The sequence below is a fragment of the Streptomyces sp. NPDC058650 genome (genome assembly GCF_042717315.1).
GTDB lineage: Bacteria > Actinomycetota > Actinomycetes > Streptomycetales > Streptomycetaceae > Streptomyces.
This window is the reverse complement of sequence record NZ_JBHXRL010000006.1, coordinates 14,531-30,525: the sequence shown is the minus strand read 5'-3', so window position 1 is coordinate 30,525 and position 15,995 is coordinate 14,531. Positions and strand designations below refer to the sequence as shown.

18 protein-coding genes are annotated in these 15,995 nt (G+C 70.8%); 11 read left to right on the top strand and 7 right to left on the bottom strand.

Annotated features, from left to right (window positions below; genetic code table 11):
* Positions 1 to 214: 214 nt before the first annotated feature.
* The 3 genes from ACFWWU_RS12380 to moaA all read left to right on the top strand — a co-directional run bounded on the left by ACFWWU_RS12380 (position 215) and on the right by moaA (position 3,380).
* Positions 215 to 589, top strand: coding sequence for a DUF485 domain-containing protein (locus tag ACFWWU_RS12380; protein ID WP_384143005.1), 375 nt, complete (start codon positions 215 to 217; stop codon positions 587 to 589).
* Positions 586 to 2,226: a cation acetate symporter gene (locus ACFWWU_RS12375; RefSeq protein WP_384143002.1), complete on the top strand. Its 1,641-nt coding sequence runs from the start codon at positions 586 to 588 to the stop codon at positions 2,224 to 2,226. Before ACFWWU_RS12380 ends, ACFWWU_RS12375 begins: the two co-directional genes overlap by 4 nt.
* 164 nt (positions 2,227 to 2,390) lie before the next feature.
* The gene (gene moaA / locus ACFWWU_RS12370; protein ID WP_384142998.1) at positions 2,391 to 3,380 is read left to right on the top strand and encodes a GTP 3',8-cyclase MoaA; all 990 of its coding nucleotides are present in this window, start codon (positions 2,391 to 2,393) and stop codon (positions 3,378 to 3,380) included.
* 56 nt (positions 3,381 to 3,436) lie between these two features.
* Here the strand turns inward: moaA and ACFWWU_RS12365 are convergent, their stop codons facing one another.
* Together ACFWWU_RS12365 and ACFWWU_RS12360 are read right to left on the bottom strand one after the other, a co-directional pair.
* Entirely contained in the window at positions 3,437 to 3,652 is a 216-nt protein-coding gene (locus ACFWWU_RS12365; protein ID WP_384142995.1) for a hypothetical protein, read from the bottom strand.
* A 182-nt stretch (positions 3,653 to 3,834) separates the two neighbouring features.
* Complete coding sequence (locus ACFWWU_RS12360) at positions 3,835 to 4,179, bottom strand: DUF3099 domain-containing protein (RefSeq protein ID WP_384142992.1); 345 nt, start codon at positions 4,177 to 4,179, stop codon at positions 3,835 to 3,837.
* Between the two features lie 168 nt (positions 4,180 to 4,347).
* Here ACFWWU_RS12360 and ACFWWU_RS12355 point away from each other — a divergent pair, with 168 nt between their 5' ends.
* Positions 4,348 to 4,623 carry a GlsB/YeaQ/YmgE family stress response membrane protein gene (locus ACFWWU_RS12355; RefSeq protein ID WP_384142989.1) on the top strand — a complete coding sequence of 92 codons (276 nt, stop codon included), beginning with the start codon at positions 4,348 to 4,350 and terminating at the stop codon, positions 4,621 to 4,623.
* A 122-nt stretch (positions 4,624 to 4,745) separates the two neighbouring features.
* On the opposite strand, the gene tyrS is transcribed toward ACFWWU_RS12355, so the two are convergent.
* The 3 genes from tyrS to ACFWWU_RS12340 all read right to left on the bottom strand — a co-directional run bounded on the left by tyrS (position 4,746) and on the right by ACFWWU_RS12340 (position 9,070).
* Positions 4,746 to 6,020: a tyrosine--tRNA ligase gene (gene tyrS / locus ACFWWU_RS12350; protein WP_384142986.1), complete on the bottom strand. Its 1,275-nt coding sequence runs from the start codon at positions 6,018 to 6,020 to the stop codon at positions 4,746 to 4,748.
* Between the two features lie 52 nt (positions 6,021 to 6,072).
* Entirely contained in the window at positions 6,073 to 7,464 is a 1,392-nt protein-coding gene (locus tag ACFWWU_RS12345) for a metallopeptidase TldD-related protein (RefSeq protein ID WP_384142983.1), read from the bottom strand.
* A gap of 82 nt (positions 7,465 to 7,546) precedes the next feature.
* Positions 7,547 to 9,070, bottom strand: a complete 1,524-nt coding sequence (locus ACFWWU_RS12340; RefSeq protein WP_384142979.1) for a TldD/PmbA family protein — start codon at positions 9,068 to 9,070, stop codon at positions 7,547 to 7,549.
* 258 nt (positions 9,071 to 9,328) lie between these two features.
* On the opposite strand from ACFWWU_RS12340, the gene fabG reads away from it, so the two are divergent.
* The 3 genes from fabG to ACFWWU_RS12325 all read left to right on the top strand — a co-directional run bounded on the left by fabG (position 9,329) and on the right by ACFWWU_RS12325 (position 11,399).
* Positions 9,329 to 10,048, top strand: a complete 720-nt coding sequence (fabG, locus tag ACFWWU_RS12335; RefSeq protein WP_384142976.1) for a 3-oxoacyl-[acyl-carrier-protein] reductase — start codon at positions 9,329 to 9,331, stop codon at positions 10,046 to 10,048.
* Between the two features lie 4 nt (positions 10,049 to 10,052).
* The gene (fabI, locus tag ACFWWU_RS12330) at positions 10,053 to 10,829 is read left to right on the top strand and encodes an enoyl-ACP reductase FabI (protein WP_384142973.1); all 777 of its coding nucleotides are present in this window, start codon (positions 10,053 to 10,055) and stop codon (positions 10,827 to 10,829) included.
* A 150-nt stretch (positions 10,830 to 10,979) separates the two neighbouring features.
* Complete coding sequence (locus ACFWWU_RS12325; protein WP_384142970.1) at positions 10,980 to 11,399, top strand: hypothetical protein; 420 nt, start codon at positions 10,980 to 10,982, stop codon at positions 11,397 to 11,399.
* Here ACFWWU_RS12325 and ACFWWU_RS12320 read toward each other — a convergent pair.
* Complete coding sequence (locus ACFWWU_RS12320; protein ID WP_384142967.1) at positions 11,335 to 12,057, bottom strand: FadR/GntR family transcriptional regulator; 723 nt, start codon at positions 12,055 to 12,057, stop codon at positions 11,335 to 11,337. The genes ACFWWU_RS12325 and ACFWWU_RS12320 overlap by 65 nt on opposite strands.
* An 87-nt stretch (positions 12,058 to 12,144) precedes the next feature.
* On the opposite strand from ACFWWU_RS12320, the gene ACFWWU_RS12315 reads away from it, so the two are divergent.
* The 4 genes from ACFWWU_RS12315 to ACFWWU_RS12300 all read left to right on the top strand — a co-directional run bounded on the left by ACFWWU_RS12315 (position 12,145) and on the right by ACFWWU_RS12300 (position 14,533).
* Entirely contained in the window at positions 12,145 to 13,485 is a 1,341-nt protein-coding gene (locus tag ACFWWU_RS12315) for a CynX/NimT family MFS transporter (protein WP_384142964.1), read from the top strand.
* A gap of 17 nt (positions 13,486 to 13,502) precedes the next feature.
* Positions 13,503 to 13,619 (top strand): SGM_5486 family transporter-associated protein, encoded by a 117-nt coding sequence (locus ACFWWU_RS12310; protein WP_384142961.1) that lies wholly within the window; start codon positions 13,503 to 13,505, stop codon positions 13,617 to 13,619.
* 156 nt (positions 13,620 to 13,775) lie between these two features.
* Positions 13,776 to 13,979, top strand: coding sequence for a hypothetical protein (locus tag ACFWWU_RS12305; protein WP_384142958.1), 204 nt, complete (start codon positions 13,776 to 13,778; stop codon positions 13,977 to 13,979).
* A gap of 35 nt (positions 13,980 to 14,014) precedes the next feature.
* Positions 14,015 to 14,533 carry a SixA phosphatase family protein gene (locus tag ACFWWU_RS12300; protein WP_384142955.1) on the top strand — a complete coding sequence of 173 codons (519 nt, stop codon included), beginning with the start codon at positions 14,015 to 14,017 and terminating at the stop codon, positions 14,531 to 14,533.
* Between the two features lie 81 nt (positions 14,534 to 14,614).
* On the opposite strand, the gene serB is transcribed toward ACFWWU_RS12300, so the two are convergent.
* Positions 14,615 to 15,829, bottom strand: a complete 1,215-nt coding sequence (serB, locus tag ACFWWU_RS12295) for a phosphoserine phosphatase SerB (protein WP_384142952.1) — start codon at positions 15,827 to 15,829, stop codon at positions 14,615 to 14,617.
* Positions 15,830 to 15,995 lie beyond the last annotated feature (166 nt).

The following is a 15,995-nucleotide window of genomic DNA, read 5'->3' as shown; positions in this document are numbered from 1 at the left end:
CATGACGAGTGAAGCTATCGCTGATCTTCCCGGTCCTTCAATGAGTTGAGAAGACTTCATGAAGATCTGTGCGAATAAATTCCCCGCGTGAACCACTTCGCTTCCGGCTCCGTGCCGTTGGACAGGGGAGGGGCTCCGCCCGGCGCCCCCGTTCCCGCCCCCTGGTGAGGCCCCCTTGACCATGCCGTCCGTCCCCGCGTCACGAGGAGATTCCGTGGCTACCGAAGCACCGCCGCCGCCCAGAAACGGAGCGGAGACCGACCGCGGTCCCGTGCCGCCCACGACGGAGCAGTTCGTCGAGGTGCAGGAAGGCGCGGAGTTCGGCGAACTGCGCCGTACCTACCGCTCCTTCGCCTTCCCCCTCACCCTCGCCTTCATCGCCTGGTACCTGCTCTACGTGCTGCTCTCCAACTACGCGGGCGACTTCATGGGCACCAAGCTCTTCGGCAACATCAACATGGCGCTGGTCCTGGGCCTCGGTCAGTTCCTGACCACCTTCCTCATCGCCTGGCTCTACTCGCGGCACGCCGCGACCCGCCTCGACCCCCGCGCCGAGGCCATCCGGAACCGTATGGAGGGCGACGCATGAGAACCACCGTCCTGCTCGCGGCGGGCAACGCCACCAGCGAGCACCGGCCGCTGATCATCGCGCTCTTCGGGGCCTTCGTCATCGCCACCCTGGTCATCACCGTCTGGGCCGGCCGCCAGACCCGCAGCGCCGCCGACTTCTACGCCGGCGGCGGCCAGTTCACCGGCTTCCAGAACGGCCTCGCGATCTCCGGCGACTACATGTCCGCCGCGTCGTTCCTCGGCATCAGCGGCGCCATCGCCCTCTACGGCTACGACGGCTTCCTCTACTCGATCGGCTTCCTGGTCGCCTGGCTCGTCGCCCTCCTCCTGGTCGCCGAACCGCTGCGCAACTCCGGCCGCTTCACGATGGGCGACGTCCTCGCCTACCGGATGCGCCAGCGGCCCGTCAGGACCGCCGCCGGCACCTCGACCATCGTCGTCTCGATCTTCTACCTGCTCGCCCAGATGGCGGGCGCCGGCGTCCTCGTCTCGCTGCTGCTCGGCATCACCAGCGACGGCGGCAAGATCGCGATCGTCGCCCTCGTCGGCCTCCTGATGATCGTGTACGTGACGATCGGCGGCATGAAGGGCACCACCTGGGTGCAGATGGTGAAGGCCGTCCTGCTCATCGCGGGCACGCTCCTCATCACCTTCCTCATCCTGCTGAAGTTCGACTTCAACCTCTCGCAGCTGCTCGGCGCCGCCGCCACCAACAGCGGCAAGGGCGACGCGTTCCTGGAGCCCGGCCTCAAGTACGGCACCAGCGCCCTGTCGAAGCTCGACTTCCTCTCGCTCGGCATCGCCCTCGTCCTCGGCACCGCCGGCCTGCCGCACATCCTGATCCGCTTCTACACCGTGCCGACCGCCAAGGCCGCCCGTAAGTCGGTGAACTGGGCCATCGGCATCATCGGCGCCTTCTACCTGATGACGATCGTCCTCGGCTTCGGCGCCGCCGCCCTGCTCAGCGGCGACACCATCAAGGCGTCCAACAAGGCGGGCAACACGGCGGCCCCGCTCACCGCTCTGGAGGTCGGCGGCGGTGCCGGCTCCACCGGCGGCGCGATCCTGCTCGCCGTCATCTCCGCCGTCGCCTTCGCCACCATCCTCGCCGTGGTCGCCGGTCTGACCCTCGCCTCGTCCTCGTCGTTCGCGCACGACATCTACGCGAACGTGATCAAGCGCGGCAAGGCCACCGAGAAGGAGGAGATGCGGGCAGCCCGCTGGTCGACCGTCCTCATCGGCATCGTGTCGATCGCGCTCGGCGCCCTCGCCCGCGACCTCAACGTCGCCGGTCTGGTCGCCCTCGCCTTCGCCGTCGCCGCCTCGGCCAACCTGCCGACGATCCTCTACTCGCTCTTCTGGAAGCGCTTCACCACCCAGGGCGCGCTCTGGTCGATCTACGGCGGGCTGATCTCCTCCGTGGTCCTCGTCCTCTTCTCGCCCGTCGTCTCCGGCGGACCGGCCTCGATGTTCAAGGGCGTGGACTTCCACTGGTTCCCGCTGGAGAACCCCGGCCTCGTCTCGATCCCCCTCGGCTTCCTCCTCGGCTGGCTCGGCTCGCTCCTCTCCAAGGAGGAGCCGGACGCCGGCAAGTACGCGGAGCTGGAGGTCAAGTCGCTCACCGGCGTCGGGGTGGCCGCCGCGATCAAGCACTGACCGGAGCGCAGCGGGCCGTATACGTTCCGCAGTAATCCACCGGCCGCGTCGTAGGGTTCTACGACGCGGCCGCGCAGGTCCCGTGACAATCTGCCCTGCTCGTTGTCAGCGGTCTCACGTAGTCTCGAACCACACGCATCCGCAAGACGGGGAGGGGGCCCACAGTGCTCATCGACACCTACGGCAGGGTCGCCACCGACCTGCGCGTCTCGCTCACCGACCGGTGCAACCTGCGCTGCACGTACTGCATGCCGGAAGAGGGCCTCCAGTGGCTCGCGAAGCCGGATCTCCTCACCGACGACGAGATCGTCCGGCTGATCCGCATCGCCGTCACCGACCTCGGCGTCACCGAGGTCCGCTTCACCGGCGGCGAGCCGCTGCTCCGCCCCGGCCTCGTCGGGATCGTCGAGCGCTGCGCCGCGCTCGAACCCCGCCCCCGCATGTCCCTCACCACCAACGGCATCGGGCTCAAGCGCACCGCGACCGCCCTCAAGGCCGCCGGTCTGGACCGGGTCAACGTCTCCCTGGACACCCTGCGCCCCGAGGTCTTCAAGACCCTCACCCGGCGCGACCGCCACCACGACGTCCTCGACGGCATGGCCGCCGCGCGGGACGCCGGCCTCACCCCGGTGAAGGTCAACGCGGTCCTGATGCCCGGGCTCAACGACGACGAGGCACCCGACCTGCTCGCCTGGGCGATGGAGGAGGGGTACGAGCTCCGCTTCATCGAGCAGATGCCGCTCGACGCCCAGCACGGCTGGAAGCGCGACGGCATGATCACCGCAGGCGACATCCTGGAGTCCCTGCGCACCCGCTTCACCCTGACCGCCGAGGGCGCCGACGAGCGTGGCTCCGCCCCCGCCGAGCGCTGGGTCGTCGACGGCGGATCGCACACGGTCGGTGTCATCGCCTCCGTCACCCGCCCGTTCTGCCGGGCCTGCGACCGCACCCGGCTCACCGCCGACGGACAGGTGCGCACCTGCCTCTTCGCGACCGAGGAGACGGACCTGCGGGCCACGCTCCGCTCGGACGCCCCGGACGACGAGGTCGCGCGGATCTGGAAGCAGGCCATGTGGGGCAAGAAGGCCGGCTCGGGGCTCGACGACCCGAGCTTCCTCCAGCCCGAGCGCCCGATGTCGGCGATCGGCGGCTGAGCCCGCGAGGCGTCGGCCCTCGGCGGACATCGGCGGGCATCGGCTCCCGGTCGGCGTCAGCTCTCGGCGGGCTCCCACTCGCTCAGCGGGACGACGTCCTTGAGGAAGCCCCGTACACCCAGGAACTGGGAGAGGTGCTCGCGGTGCTCGTCGCACGCGAGCCAGGTCTTCCGCCGCTCGGGCGTGTGCAGCTTGGGGTTGTTCCACGCGAGGACCCAGACGGCGTCGGCGCGGCAGCCCTTGGCAGAACAGATCGGCTTCTCTTCGCTCACCTGATCATTGTCCAGCAAAGGCGATGCCGGGCAGCCACGGGGGGAGCTGCCCGGCATCGGTCCGTCGCTCCGACGGGGGATGCGGAGCGCGTAGGCAGTATGTCACGGCACATGCGGTGCGGTGCACTGGAACTTCATGATTGATCTGAGCTTTTCTTGAGGTTTTTGGCCACTGCCCGTGATCAGTTCCGGCCGTACGGAGTCTCCGCTCCGGTGCCCTCCGCCGCCTCCGCAGCGCCGAGCTCGGGGCGTGTCGGAGCCGGTACGAAGGTGGAGGGAAGGGACGGAGCCGACTCCCGGCCCGCGTTGGCGATGACCACGGCGATATAGGGGAGCAGGATCCCCAGGACGAGCCCCACGATCGCCACGTGCCGTTCGACGTTCCACAGCACCGCCGCGGCGATCACGGAGAGCGTTCGGACGGTCATCGAGATGATGTACCGCCGCTGCCGCCCCCGGACGTCGTCGGCGAGCCCTTGCCGGGCCCCCGTGATCCGGAAGACCTCGCTTCCGCCACGCTTCGGCATCGTCGTCCACCACCCACCGGTCGTGCCGGACTTTCCCCGGTCCGGACCTCGCTCCACCGTACGCCCGGCCTTCCGCGCCGACGAGACCGGGGCACGGATGGCGCCGCCCGACATGCGTCGTTCGGCGGACGGGCCGAGACTGGGCCCACGTGCGCAAAGGAGGCGACGATGAGTTGGTTGTGGGCGATCATCGTGGGATTCGTCCTCGGTCTGATCGCGAAGGCGATCCTGCCGGGGAAGCAGCAGATCCCGCTCTGGCTGACGACCGTGTTCGGCATTCTCGGCAGCGTGCTCGGCAACGCGGTCGCGACCTGGATCGGTGTCGAGGACACCAAGGGCATCGACTGGACCCGCCACCTGCTCCAGCTGATCGGCGCTGTCGTCGTGGTCGGCGTGGGCGACATGGTCTGGGCCTCGATCAGGGGCAACAGACAACGGGCGTGACGCACCCGTGAAATCCGGGAGGCCCCGGTACGGCACACGACGTGCCGTACCGGGGCCTCCCGGCGTGCGGGGCGGGCGCGCCCTGTGGGTCTGTCCGGCGGTGGTCCACCGGACAGACCCGGTCAGCCCTCCGCGCCGGCGAACTCGATCGCCGCCAGGTTCTTCTTGCCGCGCCGCAGCACCAGCCAGCGGCCGTGCAGCAGGTCCTCCGCCGACACCTCGGCGTCCTCGGCGGTGACCTTCACGTTGTTCACGTACGCCCCGCCCTCCTTCACCGTGCGGCGCGCGCCCGACTTGCTCGGCGCGAGCCCGACCTCGGTGAACAGGTCCACGACCTGGCCGAGCTCGGTGACGCGCGCGTGCGGCAGCTCGGACAGCGCGGCGGCGAGCGTCGCCCCGTCCAGCTCGGCCAGGTCGCCCTGCCCGAACAGCGCCTTCGAGGCGTTGATGACGGCCGCGCACTGCTCGGCGCCGTGCACGAGCGTGGTGAGCTCCTCGGCGAGCGCCCGCTGGGCGGCCCGCGCCTGCGGCCGCTCGGCGGTCTGCTGCTCCAGCTCCTCCAGCTCCTCACGGGACATGAAGGAGAGGATCCGCATGTACGTCGAGATGTCCCGGTCGTCGACGTTCAGCCAGAACTGGTAGAACGCGTACGGCGTGGTCATCTCCGGGTCCAGCCAGACGGCCCCGCCCTCGGTCTTGCCGAACTTGGTGCCGTCCGCCTTGACCATCAGCGGCGTCGCGAGCGCGTGCACGTCCGCACCCGGCTCCAGGCGGTGGATCAGGTCGAGACCGGCCACCAGGTTGCCCCACTGGTCCGAGCCGCCCTGCTGGAGCACGCAGCCGTAGCGGCGGTACAGCTCCAGGAAGTCCATGGCCTGGAGCAGCTGGTAGCTGAACTCCGTGTAGCTGATGCCCTGCTCGGACTCCAGCCGCCGGGCGACGGAGTCCTTGGTCAGCATCTTGTTGACCCGGAAGTGCTTGCCGATGTCCCGCAGGAACTCGATCGCCGAGAGACCGGCGGTCCAGTCCAGGTTGTTCACCATGACCGCCGCGTTCTCCCCCTCGAAGGAGAGGAAGGGCTCGATCTGCGAGCGCAGCCGGTTCACCCAGTTCGCGACCGTCTCGGGGTCGTTCAGGGTGCGCTCGGCCGTCGGCCGCGGGTCACCGATCTGGCCGGTGGCCCCGCCGACCAGCGCCAGCGGCCGGTGCCCGGCCCGCTGGAGCCGGCGGACGGTGAGCACCTGCACCAGGTGACCGACGTGGAGACTGGCCGCGGTCGGGTCGAAACCGCAATAGAACGTGACGGGACCGTCCGCGAGAGCCTTGCGCAGTGCGTCCTCATCAGTGGACTGGGCGAAGAGCCCACGCCACTTCAGCTCGTCGACGATGTCCGTCACGACCGTCAGTCTCCTCAGGTTGTTGGTGGTACGACGACTCAGTCTAGGTGGGTCAGACCCCCTGGCTGACCGAGCTCATGTTGAAGTCCGGCACCCGCAGGGCGGGCATCGCGGCCCGGGTGAACCAGTCGCTCCACTCGCGCGGCAGCGTCTTCTCCGTCCGGCCCGCCTCCGAGGCCCGCGACAGCAGGTCCACCGGCGACTCGTTGAACCGGAAGTTGTTCACCTCGCCGACGACCTCGCCGTTCTCGACGAGGTAGACGCCGTCCCGGGTCAGCCCGGTCAGCAGCAGCGTCGCCGGGTCGACCTCGCGGATGTACCAGAGGCAGGTCAGCAGCAGACCGCGCTCGGTGGAGGCCACCATCTCCTCCAGGGAGCGCTCGCCGCCGCCGTCCAGGATCAGGTTCCCCGCCACGGGCGCCACGGGCAACCGAGTAAGCCCCGCGGTGTGCCGGGTGGTGATCAGGTGGGCCAGGCTCCCGGCCTTCACCCAGTCGATCGGCCCGACCGGCAGACCGTTGTCGAAGACGGAGGAGTCGTCGCCGGAGGAGTGCGCGATCACGAACGGCGCGGACTCCAGGCCCGGCTCGTTCGGGTCGCTGCGCAGGGTCAGCGGCAGCGGGGAGAGGGCCTCGCCGAGCCGGGTGCCGCCGCCGGGCTTGGAGAAGACCGTACGGCCCTCCACCGCGTCCCGGGCCGTGGACGACCACAGCTGGTAGATCATCAGGTCGGCCACGGCCGTCGGCGGCAGCAGCGTCTCGTACCGCCCGGCGGGCAGCTCGATGCGCCGCTCCGCCCAGCCGAGGCGGGTCGCCAGCTCCGCGTCGAGCGCGGCCGGGTCGACGTCCTTGAAGTCCCGCGTCGAGCGCCCGGCCCAGGCGGAGCGCGAACGGTCGGGGGACTTGGCGTTCAGCTCCAGGGTCCCGTTGGGCTGGTCGTGGCGGAGCCGCAGCCCCGTCGACGTACCCAGGTAGGTGGAGGTCAGCTCGTGGTTGGCGAAGCCGTAGAGCTCACGGCCACCGGCCCGGGCCCGGGCGAAGGCCTCGCCGAGCGCCGGGGCGAAGTCGGCGAAGACGGCGGAGGAGGTCTCGGCCGGGGCGTCCGTGAAGTCGGGGGACGAGGGCACGCCCTCGACCAGCGGCTGGGCGTCCTCGGCGGGCCCGGCGGCGCGCGCGGCGGCCTCCGCGGCCCGGACCAGCGGCTCCAGGTCGTCGGCGGTGACGGCCGACCGGGAGACGACACCGGAGGCGGCGCCCTGGGCGCCGTCGACGGTGGCGATGACGGTGAGGGTGCGTCCGCGCGTGACACCGTTGGTGGTCAGCGCGTTCCCGGCCCACCGCAGATTCGCGGAGGACTCCTCGTCGGCGATGACGACACACCCGTCGGCACGGGACAGCTCAAGGGCCCGCTCGACGATCTCGTACGGCTTGCTGACGCGGCTCATCGACCGGCCTCCTGCGTCGTGTTGAGACTGTGCTTGCCCGGGGTGCGACCCCCGGACCCCCGGCAGATTCCGTGGCTCGCGCTCATCGTCCGGCCTCCTGCGTCGTGTTGAGGATGTTGACACCCCGGAAGAGGGCGGAGGGGCAGCCGTGGGAGACCGCGGCGACCTGGCCCGGCTGGGCCTTTCCGCAGTTGAACGCGCCGCCGAGGACGTACGTCTGCGGGCCGCCGACCTGCTCCATCGAGCCCCAGAAGTCGGTCGTCGTCGCCTGGTACGCCACGTCCCGCAGCTGCCCGGCGAGCCGGCCGTTCTCGATGCGGAAGAAACGCTGCCCGGTGAACTGGAAGTTGTAGCGCTGCATGTCGATCGACCACGAACGGTCGCCGACCACGTAGATCCCGCGCTCCACACCCCCGATCAGGTCCTCGGTCGACAGACCGCCCGGGTCCGGCTGGAGCGAGACGTTCGCCATCCGCTGCACCGGCACATGCGCGGGGGAGTCCGCGAACGCGCAGCCGTTCGAGCGGCCGAGGCCCGTGAGCTTCGCGATCCGCCGGTCCAGCTGGTAGCCGACGAGCGTGCCGTCCTTCACCAGGTCCCAGCTCTGCCCCTCGACGCCCTCGTCGTCGTACCCGATGGTCGCGAGCCCGTGCTCGGCGGTCCTGTCACCCGTCACGTTCATGATCGACGAGCCGTACGCCAGCTTGCCGAGCTGGTCGAAGGTGGCGAAGGAGGTGCCGGCATAGGCCGCCTCGTAGCCGAGGGCCCGGTCCAGCTCGGTGGCGTGCCCGATCGACTCGTGGATCGTCAGCCAGAGGTTCGACGGGTCCACGACCAGGTCGTACCGCCCGGCCTCGACGCTCGGCGCCCGCATCTTCTCGGCCAGGAGCCCCGGGATCTCGTCCAGCTCCTTGTCCCAGTCCCAGCCGGTGCCCGTCAGGTACTCCCAGCCCCGCCCGACCGGCGGCGCGATCGTCCGCATCGAGTCGAACTCGCCGGTCGTCCCGTCCACGGCGACCGCCGTGAGCTGCGGATGCAGCCGGACGCGCTGCTGGGTCGTGACGGTGCCCGCGGTGTCCGCGTAGAACTTGTTCTCGTGGACGGTGAGCAGCGAGGCGTCCACGTGCGCCACGCCCTCCGCCCGCAGCAGCCGCGTGCTCCAGTCGGCGAGCAGCGCGCTCTTCTCCTCGCCGGGGATGGAGAAGGGGTCGATCTCGTACGAGGAGACCCAGGTGCGCTCGGCGTGCACCGGCTCCTCCGCCAGCTCCACGCGCTCCTCGGAGCCGGCCGCGGCGATCACCTTCGCCGACAGCTTGGCCATGGCCACGGCCTGCGAGGCGACCCGCGCCGCCCCGTCCATGGTCAGGTCGACCCCGGAGGCGAACCCCCAGGCCCCTCCGTGCACCACCCGCACCGCGTAGCCGAGGTCGGTGGTGTCCGAGGAGCCGGAGGGTTTGGCGTCCCGTAGCCGCCACGAGGCGCTGCGTACCCGCTCCAGGCGGAAGTCCGCGTGCTCGGCGCCGAGCGCGCGCGCCCGGGCGAGCGCCGCGTCGGCGAGCGCCCGGAGCGGCAGCGCGACGAACGAAGGGTCGATCTGATGGACCACGAGCGGCCTCGCTCTCAGTGATCGGACGAAGGCGGTTGAGCTGTCCCGGAAGTCAATCATGGGAAGGGCGGACGGGTAGGCCCATTCGAGGGCCCTCGTGGGCCGCGCACCGGGCTCTCCCGTCCGGGCTCGTACCGGCCCCGAGCTGTAGGGATCCGACAGTGACGCCCCTACGCCACTGTCGGAGGTCGATTCCTCATGTCGGGAGCGATACCGATAGGTTTTCGGCTACCAGACCGCTATCGAAAGGGTGATCCGTTGAGCCGCTCGGTTCTCGTCACCGGAGGAAACCGGGGCATCGGCCTCGCCATCGCCCGCGCGTTCGCCGAGGCCGGCGACAAGGTCGCGATCACGTACCGCTCCGGCGAGCCGCCGGCCGCCCTGATCGAACTGGGCTGCCTGCCCGTCAGGTGCGACATCACCGACACCGAGCAGGTGGAGCAGGCGTACAAGGAGATCGAGGAGAAGCACGGTCCGGTCGAGGTCCTCGTGGCCAACGCCGGCGTGACGAAGGACCAGCTCCTCATGCGCATGTCGGAGGAGGACTTCACGTCCGTCGTCGACACCAACCTGACGGGCACCTTCCGGGTCGTCAAGCGCGCCAACCGCGGCATGCTGCGGGCCAAGAAGGGCCGCGTCGTCCTGATCTCGTCGGTCGTCGGTCTGCTGGGCTCCGCGGGCCAGGCCAACTACGCCGCCTCCAAGGCCGGCCTGGTCGGGTTCGCCCGCTCCCTCGCGCGTGAGCTCGGCTCGCGCAACATCACGTTCAACGTCGTCGCCCCTGGTTTCGTCGACACCGACATGACCGCGGTCCTCACCGACGAGCAGCGCGCGGGCATCGTGTCCCAGGTGCCGCTGGGCCGTTACGCGCAGCCGGAGGAGATCGCCGCCGCGGTGAAGTTCCTCGCCTCCGACGACGCCTCGTACATCACTGGAGCCGTCATCCCGGTTGACGGCGGATTGGGCATGGGTCACTGATCACATGAGCGGAATTCTCGAGGGCAAGCGCATCCTGATCACGGGTGTGCTGATGGAGTCCTCCATCGCCTTCCACGCCGCGAAGCTGGCCCAGGAGCAGGGTGCGGAGATCATCCTCACCGCATGGCCCCGGCCGACGCTGACCGAGCGCATCGCCAAGAAGCTGCCCCACCCCGACAAGGTCAAGGTCCTGGAGCTCGACGTCTCGAACGACGAGCACCTCGCCCGCCTGGAGGGCCAGGTCCGTGAGCACCTGGGCGACCGCCTCGACGGCATCGTCCACTCGATCGGCTTCGCCCCCCAGGACGCCCTCGGCGGCAACTTCCTGAACACGCCGTTCGAGTCCGTGGCCACCGCCATGCACGTCTCCGCCTTCTCCCTGAAGTCGCTGACGATGGCGCTGCTGCCGCTGATGAGCGAGGGCGGCTCGGTCGTCGGCCTCACCTTCGACGCGAAGTTCGCCTGGCCGCAGTACGACTGGATGGGCCCGACCAAGGCCGCCCTGGAGGCCACCAGCCGCTACATGGCCCGTGACCTGGGCAAGCAGAACATCCGCTGCAACCTGGTCTCGGCCGGCCCGCTCGGTTCGATGGCCGCCAAGTCCATCCCGGGCTTCGGCGAGCTGGCCTCCGTGTGGGACAGCCGCGCCCCGCTGGAGTGGGACCTCTCCGACCCGGAGCCGGCGGGCCGCGCCATCGTGGCGCTGCTCTCCGACTGGTTCCCGAAGACGACGGGCGAGATCGTCCACGTCGACGGCGGTCTGCACGCGATCGGCGCGTAAGCGCTCGCCGTACGGCCGAGGGCCCGCGCGTTTCCCCTGGTGGGGCGGACGCGCGGGCCCTCTTCGTTCCCCGACTCGAAAAGTCGCGCGAATCACCCCAGACTGGTGCAGAGCGTGATGGTCTGCTGCTGACGGGGAGGAGGTACGGGCATGCTCGCGATACGCAACGGGTTCGGCGCGTTCGCCTCGGTCGCCGTTCTGCTCACCGGGATAGCCGTGGCCGCCGAGGTGCGCGCCGCTCCCGCCCCCGCCGAGGAGCTCCCCGCCGCCGCCCCGGCGGCCGAGGAGCCGGAGACATTCGGGGCGTCCTGCCGCACCGTCGTCCAGGGCTCCCGCGTCACCGCCTACTGCCAGAACCCGTACCCCGGCATCGACCGCGTCCGGCTCCACGTCGAGTGCGAGCGCTGGTGGGACGTCGACACCGACAGCGCCCCCGTCGACGTCGGCCCCGCGGACTACGCCCAGGTCACCGGCCGCTGCTGGAAGGAGGTCCGGTCCGCCTGGATCACGCACGAGCCGGCGGAACCGGAGCCGGAGCGCCCTGAGCGTTCTCCGGTACGGGGCTCTTGAGGCACATGAACGGGTAGCCGGCCGCCTCCGTCCCGGCCCGCTCGGCGTCGCCCTCGCGGATCGCGTCCACCAGGCGCGCGTGGTCCATGTGGTTCTCCGGCCGCAGCTCCCGCCCCACGTCGTCGCGCAGCCAGTCCCGCAGGAGATCGCCCAGGTCCGCGTAGAGCTCCGTGAGGACGTCGTTGCCCGAGGCGGCGACGACCGCGTGGTGGAAGGCCGCGTCGACCGTCACGAACCGCTCCGCGTCACCCGACTCCCACGCCTCCTCGCGCCGTGCGAGCAGCGCGTCGAGCTGCTTCAGGTCCCGCTCCGTGCGCCGCTCCGCCGCGAAGCGGGCGGCGGCGGACTCCAGGGTCGAGCGCAGCTCCGCGACGTGCCGCGGGTCGGAGCCGGCGAAGCGCCGGTGCATGACGCCCGCCAGCTCGCTGGTGGCGACGACGTACGTCCCCGAGCCCTGGCGGATGTCGAGCAGCCCGTTGTGCGCGAGCGCCCGGACGGCCTCGCGCACGGTGTTGCGGGCCACGCCCAGCTGCTCGACCAGCTCGGGCTCGGTCGGGATGCGTGAACCCACCGGCCACTCGCCGGAGGTGATCTGGTTCCGCAGCTCGGCGATCACCTGATCGGAGAGTCCTGCGCGCCGCGGGTGACCGAGGGCCATGGAGCACCTTCCCATTCCTACGAGACGTTCGAGATCGAACCGTTCGAGATTGGACAACCAATCATCCCATGATTCTATGATGGCCTCATGCCTGACGAGCCGAAGACCCTCGACCCCGCCGCACCGACCGCCACCGCCACCGCGACGGCGACGGCGACCGCCACCGTGCGGAATTCTTCCGCACCGGCGCCCGCGCCCGCGGCCCCGAGCGGCTCCGCGTCCCGCTGGACCCTCGGGCTCGTCACCGTCGGCCTCGTCATCGCCGCGCTGAACCTGCGCCCGGCCATCACCAGCCTCGGAGCGCTCCTCGAAGAGGTCAGCGCAGGCCTCCACATGAGCGGCACCGTCGCCGGCGTCCTCACCTCCGTCCCCCCGCTCTGCTTCGCGGTCTTCGGCATCACCGCCCCGCGCCTGGCCCGCCGCTTCGGCCCCGCCGCCGTCGTCTGCGCGGGCATGGCGGCGATCTTCGTGGGCCTCGCCGTCCGCCCCTTCGCCTCCGGCACGGCCGGCTTCCTCGCCGCCAGCGCCCTCGCCCTCATGGGCATCGCCCTCAGCAACGTCCTGATGCCCGTGATCGTCAAGCGCTACTTCCCCGACCGCGTCGGCACCATGACCGGCCTGTACTCCATGGCGCTCGCCCTCGGCACCTCCGTCGCCGCGGCGGCGACCGTCCCGATGACCGAGGCCCTCGGCGGCGACTGGCGCGTCGGCCTCGGCGTCTGGGCCGCCGTCGCCGCGCTCGCCGTCCTGCCCTGGATCCCGCTCGTGCGGGACCGCGACCGCGACCGCCCCACGCGCCGTGCGGGGAACGCGACCGCGACCACCGCCCCGGCGGACACCACGGCCGCCCCGCGCGTCACCCGCAGCCGCACCGCCTGGGCCCTCGGCTGCTTCTTCGGCCTCCAGGCCACCGGCGCCTACATCACCATGGGCTGGATGCCGCAGATCTTCCGCGACGCCGGCGTCCCCGCCTCCACCGCGGGCGTGCTCCTCGCCGTCACCATGGTCATGGGCGTCCCGCTCGCCTTCGTCATCCCCCGCCTCGCGACCCGGATGAAGAACCAGGGGCCGATCGTCGTCGCGCTCGGCCTGTGCGGGCTCGGCGGCTACACCGGCCTCTTCTTCGCCCCGGCCGCCGGAGCCTGGGTCTGGGCGGTGCTCCTGGGCGTCTCCAACTGCGCCTTCCCGCTCGCCCTCACCATGATCGGGATGCGCTCGCGGACCGGCGCAGGCGTCGTCCGCCTCTCCGCCTTCGCGCAGAGCGTCGGCTACCTCATCTCCATCCCCGGCCCCCTCCTCGTCGGCGTCCTCTACCAGCACAGCGGCGGCTGGGGACTGCCCATCGCGCTCATGGGCGGCCTGATGGTCCCGCAGATGATCGTCGGAACCCTCGCCGGGCGGGACCGGACGGTCGAGGACGAATGCTGAGATGCGAGACTGGCCCCATGCCAGTCCTCGAACCCAATCCCCAGAACGGCCAGAAGAAGCTGCTCATCGTGCTCGGCGCGATGCTCGGCATCGGGGCGATCATCGCCGTGATCGCCACCCTCGCCTCACCGTGACCCCCGGGGGTGGGGACAACCCCCGCATCCCCTAGGGGGCGAGTGTCAGGGTGAACTGGGTGGATCACCTGATGGGCCGCCGGGCCGCGGGTCCGTACGTTGGAGACATCCGTCGGAGACGACGGGAAACGCTTCTCCCACCCCTCGGAGGCGGCCATGTCGGCCCGTACGGACACCAGCACCCGGCCCCTGCCGACCGGCGTCGACACCCGGCTGCCCTGGTGGGCTCTCGCCCTTCCCGTGGCCGCCTTCGGCGTCCTGCTGATGCTCATAGCGGGGCCGGGTGGGGCCCAGACGACCGCTGGTGACACCGGGGTCGGCCGGGTCCTGGAACGGCTCCAGCAAACGCTCGCTCTCTGAGTCGCCGAAAGCCGTTCCGTGCGAAGCTGTTGACCATGAGCGTCGATACACCCCGCAGGATCGTGCTGCTCCGGCATGCGAAGGCAGACTGGAGCGACGAGTCCGACCACGAGAGGCCCCTCGCCGAGCGAGGCCGCGCGGACGCCCCCGTCGCGGGCCGCAGGCTCGCCGGGACCGGCATCGGCTTCGACCTGGCTCTCTGTTCGACCGCCGTCAGAACCCGGGAGACCTGGAAGCTGGCCGTGCACGCACTGCCGGAGCGCCCGAAGACCGTCTACGAGGACCGGCTGTACGAGGCCTCGCTCGGCGAGCTCATCGCCCTGCTCAACGAGACCTCGGAGGAAGTCGACGACCTCCTCGTCATCGGCCACAACCCCGGCATGCACGCGCTGGCCGACGCCCTCGCGGGCGAGTCGGACGGAGACCTCCTGGCCCGCATGAACCGCAGCGGCTTCCCGACCTCCGCCTACGCCGTCCTCAGCTTCCAGGGCTCCTGGAAGTCGTTGGAGCACGGCGCCGGACGCCTCGTGGACTTCTGGACGCCGCACGACTGACGACCGGCACCCTGTCCGTACGCGGAAGGGCCCGGCCGTCCGACGACGACCGGGCCCTCTCCGCACGGGCGCACCGATGGCTCAGTGCAGCAGGTCCTCGCCGCCGTCGGCGGCCTCGACCTCTTCGCGCGTGATCCCCAGCAGATAGAGCACGGTGTCCAGGAACGGCACGTTCACCGCCGTGTCCGCCGCCCGGCGCACCACCGGCTTGGCGTTGAACGCCACCCCGAGCCCGGCCGCGTTCAGCATGTCCAGGTCGTTGGCCCCGTCGCCGATGGCCACGGTCTGCGCCAGCGGCACACCCGCCTCCGTGGCGAACCGGCGCAGCAGCCGCGCCTTGCCCGCACGGTCCACGATCTCGCCGGTCACCCGCCCGGTGAGCTTGCCGTCCACGATCTCCAGGGTGTTGGCCGAGGCGAAGTCGAGCCCGAGCCGCTCCTTCAGATCGTCGGTGACCTGGGTGAACCCGCCGGAGACGACACCCACCTGGTAGCCGAGCCGCTTGAGCGTACGGATCAGGGTCCGGGCCCCCGGCGTCAGCCGTACCTCGGCGCGGACCTTGTCGACCACCGAGGCGTCGAGACCGGCGAGCAGCTCCACCCGGGCGTGCAGGGACTGCTCGAAGTCCAGCTCACCGCGCATCGCCGCCGCCGTCACCTCGGCGACCTTGTCCTCGCACCCCGCGTGCGCCGCGAAGAGCTCGATGACCTCGTCCTGGATCAGGGTCGAGTCGACGTCCATGACGACGAGCCGCTGGGCCCGCCGGTGCAGCCCGGCGGAGACCACGGCCACGTCCACCCCGATGGTGTGGGCCTCGGTCGCGAGCGCGGTCCGCAGCGGCTCGGTCTCGCAGCCCGAGACGGCGAACTCCACGGCCGTCACCGGATACTTCGCGAGGCGGAAGATGCGGTCGATGTTGCCGCCCGTCTCCGCGATCCTGGCCGCTATGGCCGCCGTCCGCTCCGCGGTGAGCGGGTTGCCGAGCACGGTGACGTGCGAGCGCCCCTCGCCCCGGGGCCGGTTGTCACCCGTACCGGAGATGATCTCGGCCTGGAGCTTCAGGGACTCGGCCCAGCTGTGGACGGTGGCCCGCAGCTCGCCCTGCGAGGCGACGGTCGGCTCGGTGACGAGCGCGCACAGGACGAGACGGCCGCGGGAGACGACCTGCTCGATGTCCACGACGTCGACGGAGTAGGCGGCGAGGGTGTCGAAGAGTCCGGCGGTGATCCCGGGACGGTCCTTGCCGAAGATCTTGACGAGAAGGGTGGGAACGTCTGAGGTCTGCGATGCGCTCATGGTGGTTCCACCGTATCGGGCACCGCGTGACACCTGACCCCCCGTCCCGCCCAGCGGACACCCGGGTGGTCGCGGGCTCGCCTCGGCCGGCTCTTCACACGACCCGACCACGGCGCGAGCACGGCCCGACTTTCGGAGTGGGGACCGGGCCTGAAATAGTTCCCCA

Bases quoted from the DNA above. Each gene is read 5' to 3' on its own strand.
- ACFWWU_RS12355 (WP_384142989.1), top strand. From the start codon at position 4,348: ATGAGTTGGTTGTGGGCGATCATCGTGGGATTCGTCCTCGGTCTGATC.
- ACFWWU_RS12305 (WP_384142958.1), top strand. From the start codon at position 13,776: ATGTCGGCCCGTACGGACACCAGCACCCGGCCCCTGCCGACCGGCGTC.
- ACFWWU_RS12320 (WP_384142967.1), bottom strand. From the start codon at position 12,057: ATGGCCCTCGGTCACCCGCGGCGCGCAGGACTCTCCGATCAGGTGATC.
- ACFWWU_RS12345 (WP_384142983.1), bottom strand. From the start codon at position 7,464: ATGAGCCGCGTCAGCAAGCCGTACGAGATCGTCGAGCGGGCCCTTGAG.
- serB (WP_384142952.1), bottom strand. From the start codon at position 15,829: ATGAGCGCATCGCAGACCTCAGACGTTCCCACCCTTCTCGTCAAGATC.
- ACFWWU_RS12375 (WP_384143002.1), top strand. From the start codon at position 586: ATGAGAACCACCGTCCTGCTCGCGGCGGGCAACGCCACCAGCGAGCAC.
- ACFWWU_RS12360 (WP_384142992.1), bottom strand. From the start codon at position 4,179: ATGCCGAAGCGTGGCGGAAGCGAGGTCTTCCGGATCACGGGGGCCCGG.
- ACFWWU_RS12315 (WP_384142964.1), top strand. From the start codon at position 12,145: ATGCCTGACGAGCCGAAGACCCTCGACCCCGCCGCACCGACCGCCACC.
- ACFWWU_RS12325 (WP_384142970.1), top strand. From the start codon at position 10,980: ATGCTCGCGATACGCAACGGGTTCGGCGCGTTCGCCTCGGTCGCCGTT.
- ACFWWU_RS12310 (WP_384142961.1), top strand. From the start codon at position 13,503: ATGCCAGTCCTCGAACCCAATCCCCAGAACGGCCAGAAGAAGCTGCTC.
- fabI (WP_384142973.1), top strand. From the start codon at position 10,053: ATGAGCGGAATTCTCGAGGGCAAGCGCATCCTGATCACGGGTGTGCTG.
- ACFWWU_RS12300 (WP_384142955.1), top strand. From the start codon at position 14,015: ATGAGCGTCGATACACCCCGCAGGATCGTGCTGCTCCGGCATGCGAAG.